We start from the raw sequence: 24,035 nt of genomic DNA on the forward strand, positions 1-24,035 counted from the left end.
TTGGACCACAGCAACGCACTACCAACAGACGATTTTGACCCGCGGTCGTCGTCGTTCGCTGTAATCGAAGAACCCGTCGTAGGCCGATTGCTACTACCGCCGCACGGGTCGTTCATGCACACCCTAACGATACCGAATGCAGGAATAACCTATTTGTACCGTGGTTTCAAAGTACATCTCGTGAAATCACGCACAGAATCGTCCGCCACGCACATTTCTGTACGGAACATCGGCGGTATCGCCGAGACTCAGGTGGACCTCACAGACGGTGTGAACGTCCTCGCCGGGCGGAACGCGACGAATCGGACATCGTTCTTACAGGCAATCATGGCTGCACTCGGGAGCGAGAACGTCTCGCTCAAGGGAGACGCCGACGAAGGGTCGGTCGAACTGCGCTTCGGTGGAGAGACCTACCGACGCACGCTCGACCGACGAAACGGCTCTGTGTCGTTCGAGGGGTCGCCCTACCTCGACGACCCGGAACTCGCCGACCTCTTCGCGTTCCTCCTCGAATCGAACGACGCGCGACGCGCAGTCGCCCGGGGCGACGACCTGCGCGAACTCATCATGCGGCCGGTCGACACGAACGCCATCGAGGCGGAAATCACCCAACTCGAGGCCGAGAAGCGAGACCTCGACGAACGACTCTCGGAACTCGAAGACCTCGAACGCCGCCTCCCACAACTCGAATCGAGAAAGACCGAGTTGACCACGCAGATAGAGGAAAAGCGTGCCGAACTCGCCGAACTCGAAGAGGAGATATCAGCGATGGACCAGGACGTCGAAGATTCGCGCGACGAGCAAGCCGCGCTCGAAGACGCACTCTCCGACCTTCGGTCGCTTCGTTCAGACCTGGAAGACGTTCGGTACCAACTCGATACCGAACGTGAGAGTCTCGACCGACTGCGCGAGGAGAAGAGTTCGCTGGAAGCCGAACGAGCAGACCTCCCCGACTCGGCACCGACCGACGACGACGACCTCGATGCAGAACTCTCCCGGCTACGAGAGCGCATCCAGACGCTCGACGCCGAAATCAACGAACTGCAGAGTACCATCCAGTTCAACGAGGACATGCTCGAAGAGGGCGGCGAACCGCTCCGCGCCCAAGACGACAATGGCTCCGTCACCGACGCGCTCGTCGGGGACGACGAGGTCGTCTGTTGGACGTGTGGGACAGAGGTTTCGACGGACCAGATAGAGTCCACGGTCGAACAACTGCGTGAACTGCGCCGACGGAAGGTCGACGACCGCAACGACCTCAAGTCGGAAGTCTCAGACCTCAAAGAGCGACGCGAGTCACTCAGTGAGGAGCGAGAGCGAATCGAGCAGGTCGAAGAGAAGCTCGCACGAACGACCGCCGAAATCGACCGCCGTGAAGGGCGTGTCGAGGACCTTACTGACCGTCGCTCCGAACTCGAAGACGAAATCGGGGACCAGGAATCGACCGTCGAGAACTTAGAAGACGAAGAGTTCGAGGAAGTGCTCGACCTCCACCGCGAGGCGAACCAACTGGAGTTCGAAATCGGCCGACTCGAAGACGAACTCGACGAAGTCACTAACGAACTGGGCGACGTCGACGACCGCCTCGAAAGTCGCGAGACGTACGAGGACCGCCGCGAGTCGATTCAGGAGGAACTCGAAGAGCTTCGGACTCGCATCGACCGCATCGAAGCCGACGCCGTCGATGAGTTCAACGACCAGATGGAGACCGTCCTCGACTTGCTCGACTACGCCAACATCGAGCGTATCTGGATCGAGCGGACCACCGTCGAGCGTCGGGAAGGCCGCCGGAAAGTCGAACAGACAGCGTTCGACCTTCACGTAGTTCGCGTGAACGAAGAAGGAACTGCGTACGAGGACACCGTCTCGAACCTCAGTGAGAGCGAGCGTGAGGTGACCGGCCTCGTCTTCGCCCTCGCGGGCTACCTCGTCCACGAGGTGTACGACGTGGTCCCGTTCGTCCTCATGGACTCACTCGAAGCGATCGACTCGGCACGCATCGCCGACCTCGTCGAATACTTCGGCGAATACGCAGACCACCTCGTCGTGGCCCTCCTCGAAGAGGACGCCGCGGCGCTGCCGGACTCGTATCACCGCGTCAGAGAAATCTGAGACGCTTCGACTTTCCCACAGCGGCCCGACGTGCGAACGACACTCTTTCCCGCATCACATCGTCACCACTCGAGAGGACGCTCACCGGGCAATCAGCCAGACGACGGTCGAGCCCGCGACGACGAAACACAGTATCAGACTCCCGAACGCGACGGTATAGTCGTGATGCGTCGCGACGAAGCCCACGTACGTCGGACCGAGGCTTCCGATTGCGAAGTAGGCCATACGGAGCGCGCCGAGGTCGCCACCGACGGTGTCGCCAGCGAGTTGGTCCACGAGATGGATGTAGATGAGCGGCCAGAACGTCGTCAACCCGACAGCGTAGACTACTAATCCGAGGACGACCACTGCGAATCGGTCGCCGGCGACGAGCGTGCCGAGGCCGACGACGCTGAGGCCGGTCGCGACCGCAGACACGTGGAGGTGCGACCATCGGTCACCGACTGCGCCGGCGAGCGGCGTCGTCACCACCCCGACCATGAACAGCCCCGCGAACCCGAGCGTCGCGGCGAACGACGTGAAACCCTTCTCGGCCTGCAAGAACGTCGGCAGGAAGCTCGCGGTCCCTTGCCACGCGAACAACGAGAGCGACGTGATGACGAGGAGTGCACCAGCCTGCGGTGTGCGGCCGAGTCTGGCGAGTGACGCTTTGAGGTCGAACGAAACGCCAGAGCGAGTGTCGACCCCGGTCGACTCGGAGGAGTGTGAGCGTGACGACGGCGAGGAGGATGGCGACCGGGAGGAAGGCGAGTCGCCACGTGGTCACCGTCAAGACGACGGCCGCGAGCGCGGCCGAGAGGACGCTCCCGAGGTTCACGGCCGCGTCGCGGATACCGAACGCGCGGCCGCGCTGGTCGTCGAACAGGTCACCGAGGAGGACCATCCCGGCCGGTTCGAACATTCCGTATCCGGCCCCGACGAGCGCGAGGCCGAGCGCGAAGACGAGGAACGTCGTCGCGAGCGAGAGCGTGAGAAACCCCAGGATCATCACGAACTGAGCCGTCAGGAGGACGAGTGTCGACGACAATCCGTCGGCGTACCGGCCACCGGGGTACTGGAGGAGCGCGTTACACGCCCAGAGGAGCGATACGGACAGGCCCGCCTTCGCGGGCGTTATCGAGAAGGTCTCGATGATGGCGGGTGACAGCGGTGCGACGACGAGCACCCCGGAGAGCGTGACGATCAGCCCCACCGCGTGGAGCGAGAGCTGTTGGCCGGAGTACCCGCTGACGACATCTCTCATTTGGAAGTACTCAGAACCTCTCAGTGTGGAGTAATAAGGGTTGGTGTTGCCACAGTGGTCTGGCGGCCCAGGCTACCCCAATCCGCCCAGGTAGCCTAGGCAGCGAAACGACTTTGACAGTCGGCCGACACAGTTACTCACACACATGTCGAAAGCGACAGTTCTCTTCGCAGGCGCAGCTATGGTGCTGTACGCTGGGTGGGCGTTCTTCGCCAAACTCGCGACCAGAACCGTTCCGACGGGGCAGGCCGTCCTCTACACGTACGTCGCCGGTATCGTGGCGACCACCGGCTTCATTCTGTACAACAGCGGGGGCTCGGTGTCGTTCACGACCGACGGTGCCGTTCTCGCCGTCGTGAGTGGCCTCTGTCTCGGGTTGGGGACACTCGCGTACTACACCGCACTGGACGGCGGGTCAGTCGGTATCGCCACCAGCATCAGTGGGATGTACCTCCTGATAACGACGATACTGGGCGTCGTCTTCCTCGACGAATCGCTCGGGGCCGCGAACGTCGCCGGTATCGGGGTCGCCGTCGTCGCCGTCTTCTTGCTGGCCCAGTGAGGACACGTCTGGACCCCAATCACTTTGAGTGATGCACGCGAAATCGTGACTATGGCGGTCGTTGCAGCCATCGACGAATCTGAGAGAGCACAGCACGTCGTCCGCGAAGCGGCGGACCTCGCGGCCGCGTTCGACGACGAACTACAGCTGGTCCACGTGTTCGAGCGGTCAGAACTCGTGAACGTCCTCGAAGTAACCGTCGACGAGGAGGACTTGACCGAGAACTACGAAGTCCAGCAGGCGACAGAACGTATCCTCGACGCTGCAGCGAACGGGGTCGAGGTGGAGTACGAGCCCATCGCTCGAATCGGCGAACCCGCGACGAAGGTCGTCGACTACGCCGACGAGGTGGACGCACGCTACATCGTCATCGGCGGGCGAAAGCGCTCGCCGACCGGGAAGGCCCTGTTCGGGAGCGTGACACAGAAGGTCATCCTGAACGCCGACCGACCGGTGGTCAACACCGCCGGGGCGACGTAAGCTGCGTCGCGTCGCCAGCACTTTTTCTCGGGCCACATCGCGCTCGTCAGTGGCGAGGATCGACAACAGTACAGCGAGGAAGTGAGCAACGTCGGTGACTCGTCGCACGCGAGACTGGTGCGACGCGGTAGCGAGGAGGAACGTGACTGCGAGGATAGACGCAACAGCGAGAAACCAGCGACGAGGACGGATGGGAACCGAACGCTGGTTCAGTCTTCAGAGGTGATCGAAGAGTCTTGGCGGCTCCGCGCCGGTCGCGACGGGCCGACGCGAGCCTCGTCTCGCGTCGTGTCGCGGTCGGTGAGCAACACTGGATGGTGCTTCTCCAGTTCCATGGTCAGTCCGACGAAACAGAGCAGACACACCAGTGCGACTGGGAGCCCGACGAGGACGATCATGTCCTTCAGCGCCGGGAGCCCACCGACGATGAGCAGGATGGACGTGAGCAGGCCGACGAGTGCGCCCCAGGTCACGCGGTTGATGGTCGAGGGGTTCTCGTCACCGCCGGTGGTGAACATGGCCAGACTGAGCGTCGTCGAGTCGACGGTGGTGATGAGGAACGACAGCACCAACAGCAGGTAAAGGCCGGAAAACACGCCACCGAGCCCCCACGGAACGATCTGTTCGAACAGCGGGAACCCGGCGACTTCGGTCCCGTACTCGCCGACGGCACCGAGGATGTCCGCTTTCCCGTTGTGCTGGACCCACAGCGAGGAGCCACCCATGACGACGAACCACGGGAAAGAGGCCGCCGACGTGCCTGCGAGGCCTGCGAACACGACCTGTCGAATAGTCCGGCCACGACTGATGCGAGCCATGAAGATGCCGATCATCGGCGCGAACGAGAACCACCACGCCCAGTAGAAGATGGTCCAGCCGCCGACCCAGCCCGCCCCGTTTGCGACGTTCGCGTAGAGGCTCATCTCGACGAACTCGTTCGCGTAGCCACCGACGGCTTCGGTGCCGAGGTTGAGGAGGAAGCTGGTCGGACCGGCCAAGAACGCGACGACCAGAAGCGCGGTGAACAGGAACATGTTGAAGTGCGAGATGCGCCGAATCCCCTTGTCCACGCCGAGTGCAGCCGAAATCGTGAACCCGACGGTGAGGCCGGTCGTGACGAGTAGGATACCGAGGTCACCGACCTGAATCCCCCAGTTGTAGGCGATACCGGTCAAGAACTGGGTGACGACGAACCCGAGCGAGACGGCGACACCGCCGACTGAGAGGACGACGATACCGATGTCGAGCAGTTTTACCCAGCCTTTATCGAGATTTTCGACGCCGATGAAGGGAGCGAAGATGGTCGACGGCTTGATCGGCGCACCACGACGGTGGACGAAGTAGGCGATGGTCACGCCCACGATGAGGTACGCGGACCACGGTGAGATGCCCCAGTGCAACAGCGTGTACTGCACGGACCTGGGCATCGCGGCGGCAGACCCCGCACTCGCGTCGAAGAACGGCGGGCCGGACGAGTAGTGGAACAACGCCTCTGCAGGTCCGTAGAAGACGAGTCCGGTCGAGAGCCCGGCCGAGAACAGCATCGCGAAGAATGCGAAGAACGAATACTCGGGCTCTTCGTCGGGGCCACCGAGTTTGATGCGCCCCCACGGACCGACGAGTAGCCAGATACAGAACGCGACGCAGACGAACATCGCGCCGAGGTAGAACCAGCTCAGGTTCTGCCAGAGCCACTCGTTGATGGCGGTCAGCGTCTCGCCTGCTTGCGTCGGCCACGCCCCGATGAGGGCGATGGCGACGACGGTCAGGAACGCCCCGACACCGAACACCGCCGGATCGATCTCGTCGCGGAATTCGCCGAACAGACTGTCTTGGTCAGTGCTCATGCTCGAATCACCTACAGGTACACAACGACGGTTCCTTGCTCGACTTCGACGTCGTACGTCTCGACCGGCGGTTCGTCGCCTTCGAGGTCGACGCCACAGTCGCCACACCCGTTCCCGTCAGTGGCGACGTCCTCGTCACCTTCGACGGTCGCCTCGAACGTCTTCGCTTTGACCTTGTGTGGGTTGAATATCGATTCACCGGTCTTGATGTCGAACTCCCAGCCGTGCCACGGACACCGGACGATTTCGCCCGGTCGTTCGTAGGTGAACTCGCCGGGCGTCTCGGACGTGGTCGTGCCGGTGACCGGTCCTTCACACAGCGGTGCGCGCTGGTGTGGACAGTCGTTCTTCAGGGCGAAGTAGTCGCCGTCGACGTTGAACACGCCCACCGAGAAGCCGCCGAGTTCGGTGATGCGCCGTTCGCCCGACTCGAACTCGCTGGCCGGACAGATCTCGAAGCGTTTCTCCATCGTCAGCTGTCACTCCGTTCGACCGGCAGGTCGTACAGTTCCTGGGCGTTCTCGTAGCGGATGGCGCGCTCCATGTCGTCGTCCATCGGGGGCAGTCCCCACGTCGGCGAGTCGCCGTCCCAGTGCGGGTAGTCGCTCGCGAAGACGAGTATCTCGTCGGCGTGCATCATCTCCAGAATCTGGTTGTGGTGTTCCGGCTGTTCGGGCTCCTCGATCGGCTGACTCGCGAACCAGACGTTCTCGCGGATGTACTCGCTCGGTTTCTTCTCGAGCCACGGCACCTGCGAGCGAAGCCCTTTCCAGTTCTTGTCGAGACGCCACATGAAGTGCGGGAGCCAGCCGTACCCACCTTCGAGGAACGCAAAGCGGAGGTCGGGATACTCGACGAAGACGCCCTCCGTGACGAGGCTGGCGAGCTGGCCCATGTAGTACGCACCGAGGAGCGTGTGCCACTCGATGTAGGAGTTCGGGTGGCCGGCACCGGTCGGCGGGTTGGCGACGCCGTGACCCTCTGAGAAGGGGTGGACACCGACGGCGAGGTCCATCTCTTCGGCCGCCTCGTAGATGGGCCAGTAGCGGGGCCGACCGTAGGGGTCCTCGGAGCCGCCCGGCATGAGGACTTGCTTGACCTGTGGGTGGTCACCGTACTCACGAATCTGTGCTGCCGACGCTTCGGGATTCTTCGGTGCGGCGTAGATGGAGCCGATGAATCGGTCGTCCACCGTGAGACACTCCTCGATGAGCCACTGGTTGTACGCGTCGGCGAGTGCTGCGGCGTACTCGCGGTTCGGGACCGCTCCGAGATTCAACCACGAGTTGCCGGTGAGGATGGCGTAGTCGATGTCGTACTCGTCGAGGTGGTCGTCGGCGATCTTCTGGAGGTCCGACCCCGGCTTCCCACCGTCGTCGGTGACTTCGTCCAGTCGGAGGAAGCCACCGGGGTTGCGGTAGAGGAGCGTCGGCGTGACGATGCCGTCCCGTTTGTACTGTTCCGGGAGGTACTGGATGAACTCGTCCTCGTCCTTCCACCGCTGGTGGATGTCGCAGTCGATCAGCGAGAGCTCGCTCTCGGAAGCCGACTGCTCGGCCACTCCCTGGTCAGAGTTTGACATGGTGTCTACTGCCAAGTACATGGTTGTTGTACATAAACATTTTCCAATTCAGCGAATATTTACTAGTAACCTATAATATCGAATCTCGCCATCGCGGCACTCTACAGCCCCATATCGATGGTTTCCGAACGTTCCAAAAGTACCCTGACATTCGACTATGCCGAAGAGGGCGAGCCAGCGAAAGCTGCCCAGATGGGTACCAGCTACCAACTGCTGTGGCGAAACACGTGGAGATTCGAGCACGGGCACTACGAACGGCGAAAAGTCCGGCCGAGCGACGGCTACTGGAAGGAGACGGAGCCCGGTTCGGGACATCGTCGATTCGACAATCCCGAATCTATTTGTGGTGCGTGTGTGAACTATTGACTATGACAAACGAGGCAAACCGGCCGATAAAGTCCCTGCTGACGATGGACGAACTATTGCAGGTCCTCGACGAGACGGGCGGTGCCGGTGTGACGGCTGTCGCCGACGAGGTCGAGCGACCACAGAGCGTCGTCCACGACTACCTGAGTACGCTCCACCAGCTCGGCTTCGTCGTGAAGGAGGGCCACCGCTACCGGCTCAGCCTCAAATTCCTCGAACTCGGTTCGAACGAACGCTCCCGTGTCCCCATCTACGACATCGCCAGACCAGAGATGGACCGACTCGCCGCAGAGTCCAGCAGCGAACTCGTCTCGCTCGTCGTGGAAGAAGCGGGACTGGCAGTCTGTCTCGACGCCGCCTGGAGCAGCCAGAGCATCACCTACAACACGTTCCCCGGGATGCACTTTCACCTCCACTCGTCGGCGACGGGGAAAGCCATCCTCGCGAACTACCCGGAGGACCGGGTCGACGAAATCCTCGACAGACACGGCCTTCCAGCACGGACGCCGAACACCATCACGGACCGGGACGAACTGTTCGCACAGTTCGAGGAGATTCGAGAGCGAGGACTCAGTTTCGAGCGAGAGGAGTACAAGTCGGGCATGATGTCCATCGCCACGCCGATCACCGACGAGACAGACACCGTCCTCGGTGCCATCAGCGTCTCCGGGCCGGCGCATCGGATGCGAGAGTCGGCGGTACAGGAAGAACTCACGGACAAACTCCTCTCCGCCGTGAACATCGTCGAACTGAACTACGGGGCGCGCTGAAGCGAGTGAGAACGTGAGGAAGGGAGACCGTCAGACAGTGAGAGGGCGACAAATTGTCGCAACGAGAGACGTGCTATGGGACGGAGCCGAACGCGAGCCTCACTTCTTCGGTGTCGTCTCGGGGACGAGTTCGAAGCCGCGTGCGTCCATCTCCTCGAAGTACCGCTCGGGGTCGACACCGCTGTTCTCGGTCGTGAAAATGCCCTCGCCGTCCGACTCGCCGGCCGCCATCAACTGGAGCGTGACCGAGAGCGGGACGCCGACGTAACAGCCGTACTCGCGCATCAGCGTGATGTCGTTACCGTCGAAGAACGGGAACGGCTGGGTCATGTGGTAGACCGACCGAGCGCCGCGGTCGGCAGCCGACCCGACGACTTCCGTCGAGAGGATGGTCTGGGGCGTCCACTCGGTCTCGGGCGAGAGTTCGCTGGGGTCACGCCACTCCTCTTCGGCACCGGCCTGGATGATGGCCTGTTGCATCGCCTCGATGGCGTCGACCTCCGCGCCGTCGACCTCGACGGGGTCTGCGTCGAAGAGGCCAGCGTTGAGCAGCGTCTCCTCGTAGTCCTGCCACTCGGGGTGCCAGACGCCACGAGTCACGATGCGCTCGACACCGGTCTCCTGTGCGATGTCCGACCACGGGAATGTGATGGACTCGGGGTGGGTGATGACGTACGTCTCCTGCGTACCGACGGGATCCGGGAAGGCGAACTCCTTGCGCAGTCCGAACGGCGGGAGGTCCTTCGTGACCTCGCCGTCTTGCCAGACGACACGCTCGTCGACGGTCGGGTCGTGTTCGTAGGTGACCGTGTCGGTGAGGCCAGCGGTCGTCTGGGTGAGCAGTCGCCACATTCCCCAGTAGAAGTTGACCTCGGCCACGTCGTCCATGTCCTGACAGGCGAGCATCCCCAGCATGATGGTGCTGACGACACCACCGTTACAGAACCAGAGGGAACATCCTGCCTCGGCGAACTCCTCGGAGCGGCCGAGGATGCGGTCGAAGTCGAACGCGTTCAGGTCGACGCCCGTGATGTCACCGACCTCGACGATGGCGTCGAGCACGTTGTCCTCGAACTGGTATGGGAGGCCGTTGACCACGTAGTCAGCACCGTCGAGCACCTCGACGATGTCGGCCGTGTCGGTCGCGTCCACGTCGGTGTAGCTGAATCGCTCGTCGTCGATGGTGTCCAACAGCTTCGTTGCGTTCTCCTCGTCGACGTCTGCGACGACGATCTGGTCGAATCCACTCGTCTTGTGCAGGTCGTAGACACAGGACGAGGTCATTGCTCCGGAACCGCCAAGTACGACTACTGTTCCGCTCATAACTCGTCGTGTCCGTTTCATTTCCACCCACAAGAACCTTTGGCAAGCTGCAACACGAGTCGCCGAATTCTGCAGTTAGAACCTTTCGTGCGCCCGTACTCACCCTCATGCGCTCGTGCGAGGACGGCGGTCGGTTTCTCCGTGAGGAATAGACATTTATGTGAGAGCTGTGCATTGTGAGGCGTATGCCAGCTACAGTCGGCAACTTCGTCAACGGCGAGTGGCAAGACACAGAAACGGGCGAGACGTTCGCGGTCGAAAACCCCGCAGACACCGAGGACGTAATCGCGCACTTCCAGCAGTCGAACGCCGCGGACACGAACCGCGCCATCGAAGCCGCGGCGGCGGCGCAGGACGAGTGGGCCGAGACGCCCGCTCCGGAGCGTGGCGAGATTCTGAAGCAGACCGCCCAACAGCTCGAAGCACGGGCAGAGGAACTGACCGAGACGCTCGTCCGCGAAGAGGGGAAGGCACGGCCCGAAGCCGCCGGTGAGGTCCAGCGAGCCGTCGACATCTTCTACTACTTCGCGGAGAAGGCGAACGACCTCGGCGGCGACGTGAAGGCCGCGAGCAGCACGGACAGCCAACTCTACACGCTCGGCGAACCGCTGGGCGTCGCGGGACTCATCACGCCGTGGAACTACCCCATCGCCATCCCGGCGTGGAAGCTCGCCCCCGCACTGGTCACGGGCAATACCGTCGTCCTCAAGCCCGCCTCGCAGGCACCCAACGTCGCGAGAAAGCTCGTCGAGTGTCTCGAATCTGCGGGCGTCCCGGACGGTGCAGTCAACTTCGTCACCGGCCCCGGCAGCGAAGTCGGGACGGCCATCTGTGAACACGACGCGGTCGACGCCATCTCGTTCACTGGCAGTGCTGCCGTCGGCGACATCGTCTACGAGACGGCCGCCGAGGACCAAAAGCGCGTCCAGCTAGAGATGGGCGGGAAGAACCCGACCGTCGTCACCGAGAGTGCCGACGTCGAGGAAGCAGCCGAAATCGTCGGCAGTGGAGCCTTCGGCGTCACGGGGCAGGCCTGTACCGCCACCTCGCGAGCCATCGTCCACGACTCGGTGTACGACGAGTTCGTCCAAGCACTCGTCGACTACGCGGAATCGCTGTCCATCGGTCCCGGTCTCGACGACTACGACGTCGGGCCGCAGGTGAGCGCGAGTGAACTCGACGGGACGCTCTCGTACATCGAGGTCGGCCAGGAGGAAGGGGCGACGCTCGAAGCCGGTGGCGGCCAGCCAGACGAGACCGAGTACGAGGACGGCCACTTCGTCGAGCCGACCGTCTTCTCCGACGTGTCACCCGAGATGCGAATCGCACAGGAGGAGATTTTCGGCCCGGTCGTCGCCGTCATCCCCGTCTCGGACTTCGACGAAGCGGTCGAGGTCGCGAACGACAGCCGGTACGGCCTCTCGGCGAGCGTCGTGACCGACGATCTTCGGCAAGCACACCGTTTCGTCGACGACGTAGAAGCTGGCGTCGTCAAGGTGAACGAGAAGACGACAGGCCTCGAACTACACGTCCCCTTCGGCGGGACCAAGGACTCCTCCAGTGAGACCTACCGCGAGCAGGGCGACGCCGGCCTCGACTTCTTCACGACGACCAAGACGGTCTATCTGAACTACTGAGGGCCGTTCGGTCACGTCGAACAGACTCAATACTGTTTCAGATTTATTTCGACGAGGTTCGCCGCCCGGCGGAGCGTGTCCGGTAACTCCTCTCTGTAGCGTTCCCCTTCGAGTCTCGTCGCTGGCCCCGAGATACTCATCGCACCGAGGACCTCACCGTCGGGGCCCCGAATCGGTGAGCCGACGCAGCGGAGGCCATCGCCGTATTCCTCGTCGTCGAACGCAACGCCTCTCTCCCGGACCGCTTCGAGGGTCTCAAACAGCGTCGCTTCGTCCGTGATGGTCTGGTCGGTGTGTTTCGGCAGGCCGTGACGTGCGAGTACCTCCTCGACTCGTTCACGAGGCATGAACGCGAGCATCGCCTTGCCCGTCGCACTGCAGTGTAACTGGTGTACCTCTCCCGCCGCCGTCGAGAACCGGATCGTCTGGTCACCCTGCGTCCGGTACAGGTAGACGCCCCGACCTGCTTCCGCGACCGCGAGGTTCGCCAGTTCGTTCGTCTCTCGCGCCAAGTCGTCGACGTGCGGGCGTGCGACTTCGTAGACGCCGGTCTGCGTCCGGGTGTGTTCACCGAGTTGCAAGAAACGGAGGCTGAGCCGATACCGACCGTCGTCGGCGACCACGTACCCACGCTTGCGGAGCGCGGTGAGGTGGCCGTGGACGGTGCTCTTCGACACGTCGACCCGGTTCGCGATTTCGGTCACACCCGCCTCTCCCGCCGCTTCGACCGCTTCGACGATTCGCAAGAGCGTTTCGTCGCTCTGAATCGACCCGGACGTGTCGTCGTTCATGCTACCCCATCGTTCGACCGCCGGGGTTTTAGCAGGTCTGTTTTTCTTCGTGCACGTTCGACGAGAGGGAATCCCTACTGAACACGGGAGCGACTGGCCGGTGTTCGCTCTCCATCGATATTGTGGGCTGCAAGTCCGAATCCTCCGTTCGATGGGACAGAACAGTGAGAGACCGGCCGCTCGCATCAACTGGCGAACTCGCTGCCACCCGCCCATTACACTACTAAGACTGTAATGTGGTGGCCAGTTGAACGTGAGAATTCGCACGACTGCGTCGGCTACGACGCCGTTCCGAACGACGATTCTGGAATCGTGAACGCACCCGTGTCAATACCATACGTTCAGCCACGTCGTATCGGACAGATAGTGCTGAAAACCGCGTATTTTCGTATGAATTGTGATATTATGTTTGTGGCGGTTGACGAAGCGGAACCGAGTAGCGGAAGAACCACTTGTTCATCATTACTGAAAGCCAGTACAGGATTAGACAATAGCTATTCACCCCCGCCACCAGTTCAGCCTCGTGAGAAGATAGTTGCAAACCGCACACACAGTGTTCAGGATGGTGGAATGCGACGCCCGATACTGGAACAGTGGCCTACGAATACGTGACGTTCAGTTCGATGACGTTGACGGCCTCGAGGACGCGATTCGGTAGTTCTTCGGTGAATCGCTCACCGCGAATCCGGTTCGAGGGGCCGGAGACGCTGATTGCACCGAGAACGCGCCCGTTGTTGCTCAGAATCGGCGCAGCGACACAGCGCAGTCCGGAAAGTCGCTCCTCGTCGTCGAACGCGACACCGCGCTCTCGAATCTCCGCGAGTTCCGATTTCAGTTCGTCGGGGTCGGTGGTGGTCGTCGGTGTGAATCCGGTCAGGCCGTGCATCTCGATTATTTCGTCGACGCGTTCTTCGGGGAGGTGTGCGAGTATCGCCTTCCCGAGTCCGGTACCGTGTAATGGGACGCGCGTCCCCACGTGGGCTTCGACCTGAACTGCCTGGTCCCCGCGGGCCCGGTGGAGATACGAGCCCCGGCCGTGCTGTTCGACCATGAGGTTGGCCAGTTCGCCCGTCGTCTCCGCCAGCGCGTCGACTTCTGGCTTCGCGATGTCGTAGATATCCATCTGGACACGGGCGAAGGCACCGTATTCGAGGAACCGGACGCCGACATGGTAGGTTGACCCCTCTTTGACGACGTACTCCTCCTGCAACAGGGTGCTCAGGTAGTTGTGTATCGTACTCTTCGGGAGTCCCAGGTGGTCGGAGAGCGTCGAGACGCCCGCCCCGTTGAGCTCTTTCAAGGCGTCGAGGATCTCGAACGCGTTCTCGACTGATTTCACGGCGTGTTTCGCTCGCTTGCCCATGCTATAGAATCTCTCACCGCCAGGTATTGAAACATTCGTTCGGAATGGAGACGGTGTGTTCAGAAATACTGAATCGAGGCGGTGGGACCGAAACCACCAATCAGGGCCAGTTCGTGCGGACCGTCAACGATTTACAGGCAGGTGCGGAACGTGTAGGAGATGACGACAAGAGAGTACGACGACTGCTGGCTCCGGTACGACGAGCGAGCGAATCCAGGCTCGTATCGTCACTGCCGGCACGTCTACGCCTCCGTCGGCGCAGCGGAACTCGGCGCGGTGCGGGACGAACTACGGCGTGGTCTCACGGGACTACTCGGACAAGAGCCACACCTCTGGCAGCACCCTCCCCGGTCAGTCGATGGCTTCCTCGCGGTGGGGACACCAGACGAGATGGAAGTCGTCGCCGACTGCGTCGACACCGAGACCGTCGCCGCGCTCGCCGATGACGGCTTCCACATCCGTGCTGCCGAGTGGAACGGGGCCGATATCGTGGTCGTCACGGCCAACAGCGACCGCGGGCTAGTGTACGGGACGTTCCACCTGCTCCGACACATGACGCTCGGACGGTCACTCGATGGCCTCGATATCGTCGAAGAGCCGACGAGTCCCGAACGAGTCATCGACCACTGGGACGACCCGTTTCGCCGGTCGGTCGAGCGAGGATACGCGGGTGTCTCACTCTTCGACTTCGGTAGCCTGCCCGACCTCCGCGACCGGTACGTCGACTACGCCCGGTTACTCGCTTCGGTCGGCATCAACGGCATCGTCGTCAACAACGTGAACACACAGATACCTGAGCGTGCCAGCGCAAATCCGGCGATGGACGACCTCGCCGGGTGGCAGCTGCTCGACTCGCGGAATTTAGAGAAACTGACCGGACTCGCGTCTGTATTTCGACGATACGGGATTCGTCTCTACCTCTCGGTGAACTTCGGTGCACCAGAGGTTCTCGGGGACCTCGACACCGCCGACCCCACCGACGAGCGCGTCGAACAGTGGTGGGCAGACAAGGCCGACGAGATATACGACGTGATTCCAGACTTCGGCGGGTTCCTCGTGAAAGCGGACTCGGAAGGCCAGCCCGGCCCATACAACTACGGCGCTGACCACGTCGACGGCGCGAACGTCCTCGCCCGGGCGCTCGAACCACACGGCGGTCGCGTCTGGTGGCGCGCGTTCGTCTACGGCTCGCACAGCGACCGCGCTGTACAGCAGTACGACACCTTCGAGCCCCTCGACGGTGAGTTCCACGAGAACGTCACCGTCCAGGTCAAAAACGGCCCCATCGATTTCCAGCCGCGCGAACCTGTCTCGCCGGTCTTCGGCCAGATGCCCGAGACGAATCTCGGGCTGGAACTCCAGATAACTGGCGAGTACACCGGACAGCACGTCCACACGTGCTACCACGTCCCGATGTGGAAGGAAGTGCTGGAGTTCGACACCGGTCCCGAGGGACACGGCAAGCGAGTAAAGGACCTGTTCACCGACGCCGGGACCGGCATGGCGGGCGTCGGGGGCCCCGGTGAAGACCCGAACTGGACCGGCCACTATCTCGCGCAGGCGAACCTCTACGGCTACGGCCGCCTCGCGTGGGACCCGGACCTCGACACCGCGACCATCACGGACGAGTGGGTCCGCCAGACGTTCGGCCACGAACCGACCGTCGTCGAGACGGTCACCGACATCATGCACAGCAGTTGGCCGGCACTCGTCGACTACACGACCGGTGGCCTCGGCCTCATGCACATGATGTACAACGGCGAAGCCAAACTGGAGAACCACTACGACCCCAGCCCCGAGGCGTGGCCGGGCTATCACGGCGGGACTGCGGACGGTATCGGGAAGGACCGCAATTCGGTCGGCAATGGGTACGCACAGCAGTATCCCGAGGCGCTCGCAGCTCTATACGACGACCCAGCGACCTGTCCCGAGGAACTCCTCCTGTTCTTCCACCACCTGCCGTGGGAGCACGAACTCGCCGACGGCCGCACCGTGGTCCAGACGCTCTACGACAACTGCTTCGCCGGTGTCGACACGGCGAGGCGACTACGCGACGAGTGGCGGTCGCTCGAAGGGAAGGTGGACGAGCGTCGATTCCGCCACGTCGCGGAACGCTTCGAGGAACAGGTGGTACAGGCAGAGCGCTGGCGAGACACGTTATCCTCGTTCTTCTACGACTACTCACAGGTCCCCGACGAGCGAGGCCGAGTGCCACTCGACGAGTCCTAAACCGGGAGCGACCTATCCCGAGAAGGAACCGACGGCACGGGCACTGGACGACCGACCCCGACACTTTTGACCCGTTGCTCCAAATCACGAGTCATGTCGAAAACGTCGGCCCTGCTCGACCTGCTGTGTGCGCAGCGACGGCAGATGAAGGTCATCATCGCGGTCCTCATCGCGCTCGGGCTGCTTCTCGGGCTGTCGGTCCTGTTCGTCGAGCCCGGCGACGAAGCGTATCCCATCCTCCTGCTCGACATCGTCCTCGTCGGCGGTGCGTTCGTCTTCTTCACCGCCACCTACTGGTACTGTACGAAGCGAGCGATGGAGAACTAAGTCCGCAAGCAGCGTCGAGTCAGGAGCGATATTCGAGGAACGTCGCGGTCTCTTCGGCCAGTTCCCTGACGGCCTCGTCCTCGTCCGTCTCGGCCACACGTCGGAGTTTCACCACCGCCGCGTCGTCGCCGAGGTGACCGAGGGTCTTGATAGTACGCGCCCGTACAACAGTCCGGTCGTCGTCGAGACAGTCGAGTACTTGGTCTCTGACCGGCGCGACTGCCTCCGGGTGGTCGACAGCGATGTAGCCGAGCGCGTCGATAGCCCCGCCAGCGACGGATGGGTCCACGTCGTCGAGCAGCGTGACGAGGTCGTCGACTGCATCGACGGCTCCAGTCGAGTCCTGTTCGGCGACCGCGACGACGACGTTCGTCAGCGTCTGTCTCGCGGACGTCCGTCGCTGGCGCTCTTGTTCCTCGTGTTCTTGCAGTGTCTGTCGGGTCACCCGGTCCTCGACCACCTCGCTGAAGTCTTCGATGTCGGAGTCGAGTTCGGCGACCCCAATGGCTGTCACGATGGCCCCGACGTGTGGAGTCACGAGGTCGTGACGGGCGACGACGAGCGTCCCGAAGAGGTTCGCACCGGCCAGTTGCACATCGACGATATCGGTGTCGAGGGCGGCGACCAGCGGCGACAGTCTCCCGTCGAGTGCAGTTGGGTCGTGGTCCGCGACGGTCGCGAGGACTGCGATAGCCCGCAACGCGATCGCGGCGTTGTCGTCTCCGGCGATTCGTACGACATCGTCGAGGAACGGTTCGACGTGCGGGACGCCGGCAGTGGCGAGTCGCTCGCACACCTCGACACCGCGTTGCTGGACGAGCGGGTTCGATGACGAGAGCGCGGCGTGAACTGCCGACTCGTCGACATCGTCTGGCGTGACCGTCTCCGGGGTGATACCGTCGAGGGGCTTCGACGAGTCCGAAGGCATGGCCAAACGATGTGTTGCGGTGTGTAAATACGTGAGGGTCTGCACACGGACCAGTGGGCTGTGCCTCGCAACAAGTTCTTTGGTGGTCTGGTGAAAAGAGTGAGTGAATGACTGCCGAAGATTCTCGTGGGCTCTCCCGGCGAACCCTGGTTCAGGCAGCCCTCGCCATCGGGGGGACGAGCGCGCTGGCGGCCTGTCAGGAGGCAGAACACGGTCCCGACGACCAGACGGACGAGACACCTGACTACCCCCGCGGCGTCGAAGACCGGTCGAACCTTCCGGACCGACAGCACGCGTGGGACGACTACCTCGTGCGGAGCGTCCACGGCACCACGACACAGAGCCAGCACCAGTTACTCCTCGGCTTGCACTACCGGGGCTCGATACCGCCGACCGCCGACGAGCGTGAACAGGTCGAAGACGCACTCCGTGTCCTCGAACGCGCGTTCCAGTGGGGGAGTGGACTGGACACGAGCGGTAGCGTCAACGACGGTTTGCTGTTCATGCTCGGGTACGCCCCGCGCTACCTCGAACGAGTCGACATCGACGTCGAAGGCCTCCAGCGACCCGAGACGATTCTCGAAGAAATCGGCGAAGACCCATCGCTAGCTGCGGATTTCGACGCGCTGTTGCTCCTCGACAGCGACTACGCGTCGGTGCTGTTGTCGGCCGAAGAGGCCCTCTTCGGGGAGGTACAGACACTCAACGGTGTTTCGGTCGACTCGCGTTTGACCGGCGTGTTCGAGGTGGTCGAACGACGAACCGGTGTCCTCGGGAAAGGCCGCCCAGCGCAGGAGATAGACGACGAGGACATCCCGGACGACGCGCCGCTCTCGATGGGGTTCCGTGCCGGGTTCGACAACAGCCTCCCCGACGAAGACGTGGCGACCATCACGGAGGGCCCGTTCGCAGGTGGGACGACGCTCGCCGTTTCCAGACTCACCACGAACCTCGACGGCTGGTACGACCAGTCGCATCGCCAGCGACTGAAAGAGATGTACTGCCCGGCACACGACTACGACGAGGTGGGAGACATCGGCGACAGGTTGGGCGATCACAGCCGCATCACCGAGGAGAACGTCGAGAACATGGACGAACTCGCAGCCGAACACGGCATCGTCGGCCACGCCCAGAAAGTCGCCTCGGCTCGCTCCGAGTCGTTCGAGCCACAGATTCTGCGTCGGTCCGAAGGCGTCGCCACCGACGACGTGCACGGGTCGTCGTTCAACTTCTCGTCCGTCCAGACGGACACCCAGAAATTCCTCGACGTGCGCAAAGCGATGAACGTGGACGAGTACGACCACGACGTGCCCGACGACCGGCACGGCATCGTCGACTACCTCGGGACCCGCTCGCGAAGCACCTACCTCGTGCCGCCACGGGCGGACCGCGCATTGCCCAACCAGCGATGAACCGGCAGCTCTCGGGGGTTTCGAGGCTACCCGGTCGCTGGCACGTGCTGGTCCTGGTCGCGCTCCTCGTCACGAGCAGCGGGTGTTTCGGGCTAGACGCAGGACTGGGTGCGAACGGCTCGCTCGACACACGCATCGATTTTCGCGAGCGAACCGACGCCTCTGGCCTCCAGTACGAGACGAACGGCGGCGGCGCGGGCAACGGCAACGACGGCGTCTACGTCGCCGACTTCGACCGCGACGGCTGGCAGGACGTGCTGGCGGTCGGTGGCGACCACCCTGCACTCTTCCGAAACACTGGCGGCCAGTTCGCTCGGGTCGAGTCGTTCCCCGAATTCGGTGAGTCGGTCAAAGGCGCGCTGTTCCTAGACTACGACGACGACGGCTGGGAGGACCTGCTCGTCCTTCGGTCACACGACGAGCCAACCTTACTGCACAACGCGAACGGGACGTTTGAGCGCACCGACGCCGAACTCGGGAACCTGACCTATCCGATGGGCGCGACCGCCGACGACTACGACCGCGACGGCGACCTCGACCTGCTGGTCTACCAGTCCGGTGACTGGGCGACTGGCAAGCCAGAGGGCTACTTCAGCCTCTACAAGTTCGTCCGAGAGGACAACGGCCACCCGAACGTCCTCTACGAGAACACGGGTGAAGGCTTCGAGCGAGTTCACGACTCCGGGCTTAGCGAGGCCTCGCGCTGGAGCCTCGCCGCGAGTTTCGTCGACCTCACGGGCGACGGGTTGCCGGACGTCCACGTGGCAAACGACTACAACACCGACGCGGTGTACGTCAACGACGGCGATGGCACGTTCACCGAGCGCGTCCTGCGCGGCAACACCTCACGGAACGGCATGGCCTCCGAAATCGCGGACGTGAACGGCGACGGCGCGCAGGACGTGTTCACGACGAACATCTACCTGCCCTTAGACGAGGTCGCAGACAAAGAGCGCAAAGAGCGCCTCAGACTCCTGTTCGGAAACGTCATCAAGTCCGGCCGGACGAAGGGCAACACCCTGCTGCTAAACGACGGGACCGGCAACCTCAGCGACCGGGCGGTCGCCTTCGGCGTGCGACAGGGTGGCTGGGGTTGGGCTGCGAGTCTCACCGACCTCGACAACGACGGCGACCGTGACCTCATCCACGCGACCCAACACGTCGCTCGCATCGACCGCGACGACCCGCACTACACCTATCCGATGCTGTTCGAGCGCGAGGGCGACGCGTTCGAGAACCGCGACGCCAGCGCGCGGAACTTGACCGAACACGACGGCCGCGGCCTCGTGACGCTCGACTACGACCGTGACGGCGACCGCGACGTGGTGATCGCGCCGTACGACGGCGAGGTGACCGTCTACGAGAACGTCGGCGCGGCCGCCAACAGCCTCGCGTTTCGCGTCGTCGACGCACAGGGGTCGACCGTGTACGGAGCCGAGATCACGGTCTCGACGGCCGACAGAGAGACCGTCGTCCAGCAGACGGTCCAGTCCGATTTCCTCTCGCAGGAGAGTCGCGTCACACACGTCGGGCTAGGAGACGCCGCGCGAGTCGACCTGACCGTGACGTGGCCTGACGGGACCACCCGAACGTTCGAGAACGTCGAGGCGAATCAGCAGGTTCGAGTCACGAAAGACGGGGTCGAACCCGTCCGTGAGACGGGCGATTCGGCGGATTCGAGGTAGTGTACCGACAATTTTCGGTGGAATGTCGTGCTCGCCGATACTCTCTTAAGCACGTCCATACATCATTGTGTATGCGCTATTACCGACTCCCAAGTGGAGACGGCGGTACGGGCGACGATAGACTCGTCGTCGTCGACGACGACGGCGACGCGTACGACCTGACGACCGCATCCGCAGACCTCGGTTCGTTTACGGCGCTCGCGCGCACCGCGAACGCCAGCGACCGGTCGGTCGACGACATCGCGGCAGACAGGATTCCTGACGCCGAGCAGATTTCGACGGACCGGCTCGCGGCCGACGTGGGCTTGCCGGTGCTGCCACAGGAAGTCTGGGCGGCGGGCGTCACCTATCACATCAGCGAACAGGCGCGCGAGGCCGAGAGTGGGAAACCAGAGGTCTACCTCGACGTGTACGAGGGCGAACGCCCGGAACTGTTCCTGAAAGCGACCCCGTCGAGAACCGTCGGCCCCGGCGAGGCTATCGGCGTCCGTGGTGACTCCGAGTGGGACGTGCCGGAGCCAGAACTCGGTATCGTCCTCCACCGCGGCGAGGTCGTCGGCTACACCGTCGGCAACGACGTGTCCAGTCGCGACATCGAGGGAGAGAATCCGCTGTATCTTCCGCAGGCGAAGGTGTACGACCGGTGCTGTGCAATCGGGCCGTGCGTGGCGACCGCGGCCACAGTCGGCGACCCGCACGACCTCACGATGTCGTTGACCATCGAACGCGACGGCGAGGTCGTCTTCGATGATTCGACCACGACCGCCGAGATGGCGACGACGTGTGAGACGCTCGTCGAATACCTGCGGCGGCACAACACGCTGCCCGAGACGGTCGTCCTGCTGACCGGAACAGGATTAGTGCCTCCTGCCTCGTTCAGCCTCGACGAGGGAGACGAGGTGTCCATCACCATCGAGGGAATCGGGACGCTGGTCAACGAGAGCGTCGTCGTCTGAACAGGAATCTGTACAGAGAGCCGATACAGACGAGCAGCCGATTCAACTCGTACGAGCAGGGTACTCGACTGACCGATTCGGGCAACCGAGTGTAGCCGACGCACTGAATCCACACACCAAACCAGGCGTGGTACGTCTACACGCACCAATCTTTTTACGAGGGTCATGCGTTCGCTTGTGTATGGCGTCTGACTCAGCAGTCGCAGAGTACCAGCGACCGGAATCGACGACAGCGCAACGGGTCGACGACCTGCTCGACCGAATGACCACGGCGGAGAAGGTGGGGCAGGTCGTCGGAACCTGGGGCGGGAAACTCGGCGTGGAGAACGACCTCGACGACGTGAAGCGAGCGATTCGAGAGCATCATCTCGGCGTCGCGGCGCCATTCGGCTGGGGTGGGGCGTTCGCTCGTGACCTCGACGCCGCAGTCGAGGCGGCGACCGAACTCCAGCAGTTCGCCACCGAGGAGACGCGACTCGGGATACCCCTCCTGCTCAATGTCGATGCGGTCCACGGCAACGCGTACGTCGCTGGTGCGACAGTCTTTCCGAACGGGTTGGGCGCTGCGGCGACGTGGGACCCTGCCCTCGTCGAGGAGGCTGCCGCCATCACGGCGACGGAGACACGACGCGTCGGAGCCCACCAGAACTACTCGCCGACGTGCGACGTGGGCCGCGACCCGCGCTGGGGGCGCGTCTTCGAGACGTTCGGCGAGAGTCCACGGCTCTGTGCGGCGATGGCCAGTGCGAAAGTGCGTGGCTATCAGGGCGACGGCCTCGGCGACCCTGAGGCGGTCGTCGCGACGGCGAAGCACTTCCCGGCCTACAGCGAACCGGAACGCGGCGAGGACGCGTCACCAGTCGACGTTTCGGAGTACAAATTGCGGAACGTCTTCCTCGGCCCCTTCGAGGCAGCACTCGACGCTGGCGTCGAGTCAGTCATGCCCTCGTACAACTCGATAAACGGTGAGGCGGTCCACGGCTCGGCGACGTATCTCGACGGCCTGCTCCGCGACGAACTCGGGTTCGAGGGCCACGTCGTCTCCGACTGGGGTGGTGTCAGGCACCTCGACGAGGACCACCGTACTGCAGCCGACCGTCGCGACGGCATCCGCCAGTCGCGCGCCGCTGGACTGGATATCGAGTCGGTCGGGCACGTCGACGCAGCCGAACACCTCGTCGACCTCGTGGAATCGGGCGACCTCGACGAAGCGACGCTCGACGAGAGCGTCCGTCGGGTCCTCCGACTGAAGTTCGACCTCGGGCTGTTCGAAGACCCGTTCGTCGACCTCGACACCGCACGAGAGACGCTCGGCTGTGTGGACCACCGCGAGGCGGCCAAGCGGACTGCCAGCGAGTCCATGACGTTGCTCCAGAACGACGGCATCCTCCCGCTCTCGGGCGACGAAGACGTGTTCCTCGGCGGCCCGAACGCGGACGACCTCGTCCACCAACTCGGCGGTTGGAGCGTCGACGACGCGGAGGGGGTACCGGGCCAGACGGTTCGGGCAGCACTAGAGAAGCGACTCGACGGCACACTCTCCTACGAACAGGGGACGTCACTGAACGAGTCGCTGGACATCGATGCCGCAGTAGAAAAAGCAGCAGCGGCGGACGTGGCGGTACTCGCACTCGGCGAAGGCTGGTACTTGCACGAGTTCGGGCCGTCGGTGCAGGCGGGCGTCGAGACGGGCGAGTGGCCCATGCGCTCGGAACTTCGGCTCTCGGCGGCACAGCGCGAACTCGTCGAGCGCGTCCACGAAACCGGCACGCCAGTCGTCGGCGTCCTCGTCACCGGCCGCCCGCTCATCGTCGACTGGATGGCCGATCACGTACCGGCGCTGCTCATGGCGTACTATCCCGGGAGCGAGGGCGGACAGGTCGTCGCGGAGACGCTCCTCGGAGAGAACGACCCGAGCGGAAGACTGCCCATCTCGATTCCGCGCTCGATGGGCGATAGCCCGCAACATCACGACCACCTCGCGCATCCGACGCCCATCGGCGACGACGAACACCCGGACTCGTACGACCCACTGTTCCCCTTCGGCCACGGCCTGAGTTACACCGAATTCGAGTACGAGCAAGTGACGGTCGGGCGTGACGAGGTCAGCGATGACGAGACGGTCGACGTGACGGTGACCATCTCGAACGTCGGGGACAGAGCCGGGACCGAGACGATTCAGGTGTACGCTCGCCCGGAGACGAGTCAGCGAGTCAGACCCGAACGGACGCTGGTCGGCTTCGACCGCGTCGAACTCGACCCGGGTGAAACGGTCGCACAGACGCTGTCGATACCGGTGTCGGCGTTCGGCTACTACCGACCACCGGACGGTCACGTCGTCGAAGCCGGTGCGTATCACGTGTTCGTCGACGACGACGAAACCACGGTCACGATTCGGTCCAACGAGTAGCGTCAGTCCGCA

At 63.2% G+C, this 24,035-nt stretch carries 20 protein-coding genes; 11 read left to right on the forward strand and 9 right to left on the reverse strand.

Going from position 1 to position 24,035, the window contains the following annotated elements:
* The first annotated feature begins 180 nt into the window (after window positions 1-180).
* A complete protein-coding gene (locus tag ACSC1P_RS18875) occupies window positions 181-2,112 on the forward strand; it encodes an archaea-specific SMC-related protein (protein WP_435361760.1) in 1,932 nt (643 codons plus the stop codon).
* Window positions 2,113-2,193: 81 nt separating this feature from the next.
* On the opposite strand, the gene ACSC1P_RS18880 is transcribed toward ACSC1P_RS18875, so the two are convergent.
* Both ACSC1P_RS18880 and ACSC1P_RS18885 read right to left on the reverse strand, forming a co-directional pair.
* Window positions 2,194-2,664, reverse strand: coding sequence for an MFS transporter (locus ACSC1P_RS18880; protein ID WP_435361937.1), 471 nt, complete (start codon window positions 2,662-2,664; stop codon window positions 2,194-2,196).
* Window positions 2,549-3,355: an MFS transporter gene (locus ACSC1P_RS18885; RefSeq protein WP_435361761.1), complete on the reverse strand. Its 807-nt coding sequence runs from the start codon at window positions 3,353-3,355 to the stop codon at window positions 2,549-2,551. The genes ACSC1P_RS18880 and ACSC1P_RS18885 overlap by 116 nt, the downstream gene beginning before the upstream one ends.
* A gap of 145 nt (window positions 3,356-3,500) precedes the next feature.
* On the opposite strand from ACSC1P_RS18885, the gene ACSC1P_RS18890 reads away from it, so the two are divergent.
* Together ACSC1P_RS18890 and ACSC1P_RS18895 are read left to right on the forward strand one after the other, a co-directional pair.
* The gene (locus tag ACSC1P_RS18890) at window positions 3,501-3,917 is read left to right on the forward strand and encodes an EamA family transporter (RefSeq protein WP_435361762.1); all 417 of its coding nucleotides are present in this window, start codon (window positions 3,501-3,503) and stop codon (window positions 3,915-3,917) included.
* Window positions 3,918-3,968: 51 nt separating this feature from the next.
* Window positions 3,969-4,397, forward strand: coding sequence for a universal stress protein (locus tag ACSC1P_RS18895; protein ID WP_435361763.1), 429 nt, complete (start codon window positions 3,969-3,971; stop codon window positions 4,395-4,397).
* 209 nt (window positions 4,398-4,606) lie between these two features.
* On the opposite strand, the gene ACSC1P_RS18900 is transcribed toward ACSC1P_RS18895, so the two are convergent.
* From ACSC1P_RS18900 to ACSC1P_RS18910, 3 genes are read right to left on the reverse strand one after another with little or no spacing between them, the layout of a single operon-like run.
* Window positions 4,607-6,244, reverse strand: a complete 1,638-nt coding sequence (locus ACSC1P_RS18900) for a BCCT family transporter (protein ID WP_435361764.1) — start codon at window positions 6,242-6,244, stop codon at window positions 4,607-4,609.
* Between the two features lie 11 nt (window positions 6,245-6,255).
* Window positions 6,256-6,714 (reverse strand): Rieske (2Fe-2S) protein, encoded by a 459-nt coding sequence (locus tag ACSC1P_RS18905; RefSeq protein ID WP_435361765.1) that lies wholly within the window; start codon window positions 6,712-6,714, stop codon window positions 6,256-6,258.
* 2 nt (window positions 6,715-6,716) lie between these two features.
* Window positions 6,717-7,826 (reverse strand): amidohydrolase family protein, encoded by a 1,110-nt coding sequence (locus ACSC1P_RS18910; RefSeq protein WP_435361766.1) that lies wholly within the window; start codon window positions 7,824-7,826, stop codon window positions 6,717-6,719.
* A 368-nt stretch (window positions 7,827-8,194) separates the two neighbouring features.
* Between ACSC1P_RS18910 and ACSC1P_RS18915 the strand changes: the two genes are divergently transcribed.
* A complete protein-coding gene (locus ACSC1P_RS18915) occupies window positions 8,195-8,962 on the forward strand; it encodes an IclR family transcriptional regulator (RefSeq protein WP_435361767.1) in 768 nt (255 codons plus the stop codon).
* A gap of 99 nt (window positions 8,963-9,061) precedes the next feature.
* On the opposite strand, the gene ACSC1P_RS18920 is transcribed toward ACSC1P_RS18915, so the two are convergent.
* Window positions 9,062-10,306, reverse strand: a complete 1,245-nt coding sequence (locus ACSC1P_RS18920; RefSeq protein WP_435361768.1) for a saccharopine dehydrogenase family protein — start codon at window positions 10,304-10,306, stop codon at window positions 9,062-9,064.
* Between the two features lie 164 nt (window positions 10,307-10,470).
* Here ACSC1P_RS18920 and xacF point away from each other — a divergent pair, with 164 nt between their 5' ends.
* Window positions 10,471-11,922, forward strand: a complete 1,452-nt coding sequence (gene xacF, locus ACSC1P_RS18925) for a 2,5-dioxovalerate dehydrogenase (protein WP_435361769.1) — start codon at window positions 10,471-10,473, stop codon at window positions 11,920-11,922.
* 26 nt (window positions 11,923-11,948) lie between these two features.
* Here the strand turns inward: xacF and ACSC1P_RS18930 are convergent, their stop codons facing one another.
* Window positions 11,949-12,713 (reverse strand): IclR family transcriptional regulator, encoded by a 765-nt coding sequence (locus ACSC1P_RS18930; protein WP_435361770.1) that lies wholly within the window; start codon window positions 12,711-12,713, stop codon window positions 11,949-11,951.
* A 598-nt stretch (window positions 12,714-13,311) separates the two neighbouring features.
* Window positions 13,312-14,076, reverse strand: a complete 765-nt coding sequence (locus tag ACSC1P_RS18935) for an IclR family transcriptional regulator (RefSeq protein WP_435361771.1) — start codon at window positions 14,074-14,076, stop codon at window positions 13,312-13,314.
* Between the two features lie 159 nt (window positions 14,077-14,235).
* Between ACSC1P_RS18935 and ACSC1P_RS18940 the strand changes: the two genes are divergently transcribed.
* Window positions 14,236-16,305: an alpha-glucuronidase family glycosyl hydrolase gene (locus ACSC1P_RS18940; RefSeq protein WP_435361772.1), complete on the forward strand. Its 2,070-nt coding sequence runs from the start codon at window positions 14,236-14,238 to the stop codon at window positions 16,303-16,305.
* Window positions 16,306-16,398: 93 nt separating this feature from the next.
* Window positions 16,399-16,632 (forward strand): hypothetical protein, encoded by a 234-nt coding sequence (locus ACSC1P_RS18945; RefSeq protein WP_435361773.1) that lies wholly within the window; start codon window positions 16,399-16,401, stop codon window positions 16,630-16,632.
* 19 nt (window positions 16,633-16,651) lie between these two features.
* Here the strand turns inward: ACSC1P_RS18945 and ACSC1P_RS18950 are convergent, their stop codons facing one another.
* Window positions 16,652-17,560 (reverse strand): HEAT repeat domain-containing protein, encoded by a 909-nt coding sequence (locus ACSC1P_RS18950; protein ID WP_435361774.1) that lies wholly within the window; start codon window positions 17,558-17,560, stop codon window positions 16,652-16,654.
* Between the two features lie 107 nt (window positions 17,561-17,667).
* Between ACSC1P_RS18950 and ACSC1P_RS18955 the strand changes: the two genes are divergently transcribed.
* The 4 genes from ACSC1P_RS18955 (at window position 17,668) to ACSC1P_RS18970 (ending at window position 24,023) form a co-directional block, all read left to right on the forward strand.
* A complete protein-coding gene (locus tag ACSC1P_RS18955) occupies window positions 17,668-18,972 on the forward strand; it encodes a DUF7405 family protein (protein ID WP_435361775.1) in 1,305 nt (434 codons plus the stop codon).
* Window positions 18,973-19,016: 44 nt separating this feature from the next.
* Entirely contained in the window at window positions 19,017-20,657 is a 1,641-nt protein-coding gene (locus ACSC1P_RS18960; RefSeq protein ID WP_435361776.1) for a CRTAC1 family protein, read from the forward strand.
* A gap of 71 nt (window positions 20,658-20,728) precedes the next feature.
* Entirely contained in the window at window positions 20,729-21,613 is an 885-nt protein-coding gene (locus ACSC1P_RS18965) for a fumarylacetoacetate hydrolase family protein (RefSeq protein WP_435361777.1), read from the forward strand.
* A gap of 181 nt (window positions 21,614-21,794) precedes the next feature.
* Window positions 21,795-24,023, forward strand: coding sequence for a glycoside hydrolase family 3 N-terminal domain-containing protein (locus ACSC1P_RS18970; RefSeq protein ID WP_435361778.1), 2,229 nt, complete (start codon window positions 21,795-21,797; stop codon window positions 24,021-24,023).
* Window positions 24,024-24,035 lie beyond the last annotated feature (12 nt).

It is taken from the genome of Haloarchaeobius caseinilyticus (assembly GCF_051207395.1).
Lineage (GTDB): Archaea > Halobacteriota > Halobacteria > Halobacteriales > Natrialbaceae > Haloarchaeobius.

Bases quoted from the DNA above. Each gene is read 5' to 3' on its own strand.
- ACSC1P_RS18885 (WP_435361761.1), bottom strand. From the start codon at position 3,355: ATGAGAGATGTCGTCAGCGGGTACTCCGGCCAACAGCTCTCGCTCCAC.
- ACSC1P_RS18890 (WP_435361762.1), top strand. From the start codon at position 3,501: ATGTCGAAAGCGACAGTTCTCTTCGCAGGCGCAGCTATGGTGCTGTAC.
- ACSC1P_RS18895 (WP_435361763.1), top strand. From the start codon at position 3,969: ATGGCGGTCGTTGCAGCCATCGACGAATCTGAGAGAGCACAGCACGTC.
- ACSC1P_RS18900 (WP_435361764.1), bottom strand. From the start codon at position 6,244: ATGAGCACTGACCAAGACAGTCTGTTCGGCGAATTCCGCGACGAGATC.
- ACSC1P_RS18905 (WP_435361765.1), bottom strand. From the start codon at position 6,714: ATGGAGAAACGCTTCGAGATCTGTCCGGCCAGCGAGTTCGAGTCGGGC.
- ACSC1P_RS18910 (WP_435361766.1), bottom strand. From the start codon at position 7,826: ATGTCAAACTCTGACCAGGGAGTGGCCGAGCAGTCGGCTTCCGAGAGC.
- ACSC1P_RS18915 (WP_435361767.1), top strand. From the start codon at position 8,195: ATGACAAACGAGGCAAACCGGCCGATAAAGTCCCTGCTGACGATGGAC.
- ACSC1P_RS18920 (WP_435361768.1), bottom strand. From the start codon at position 10,306: ATGAAACGGACACGACGAGTTATGAGCGGAACAGTAGTCGTACTTGGC.
- xacF (WP_435361769.1), top strand. From the start codon at position 10,471: ATGCCAGCTACAGTCGGCAACTTCGTCAACGGCGAGTGGCAAGACACA.
- ACSC1P_RS18930 (WP_435361770.1), bottom strand. From the start codon at position 12,713: ATGAACGACGACACGTCCGGGTCGATTCAGAGCGACGAAACGCTCTTG.
- ACSC1P_RS18935 (WP_435361771.1), bottom strand. From the start codon at position 14,076: ATGGGCAAGCGAGCGAAACACGCCGTGAAATCAGTCGAGAACGCGTTC.
- ACSC1P_RS18940 (WP_435361772.1), top strand. From the start codon at position 14,236: ATGACGACAAGAGAGTACGACGACTGCTGGCTCCGGTACGACGAGCGA.
- ACSC1P_RS18945 (WP_435361773.1), top strand. From the start codon at position 16,399: ATGTCGAAAACGTCGGCCCTGCTCGACCTGCTGTGTGCGCAGCGACGG.
- ACSC1P_RS18950 (WP_435361774.1), bottom strand. From the start codon at position 17,560: ATGCCTTCGGACTCGTCGAAGCCCCTCGACGGTATCACCCCGGAGACG.
- ACSC1P_RS18955 (WP_435361775.1), top strand. From the start codon at position 17,668: ATGACTGCCGAAGATTCTCGTGGGCTCTCCCGGCGAACCCTGGTTCAG.
- ACSC1P_RS18965 (WP_435361777.1), top strand. From the start codon at position 20,729: ATGCGCTATTACCGACTCCCAAGTGGAGACGGCGGTACGGGCGACGAT.
- ACSC1P_RS18970 (WP_435361778.1), top strand. From the start codon at position 21,795: ATGGCGTCTGACTCAGCAGTCGCAGAGTACCAGCGACCGGAATCGACG.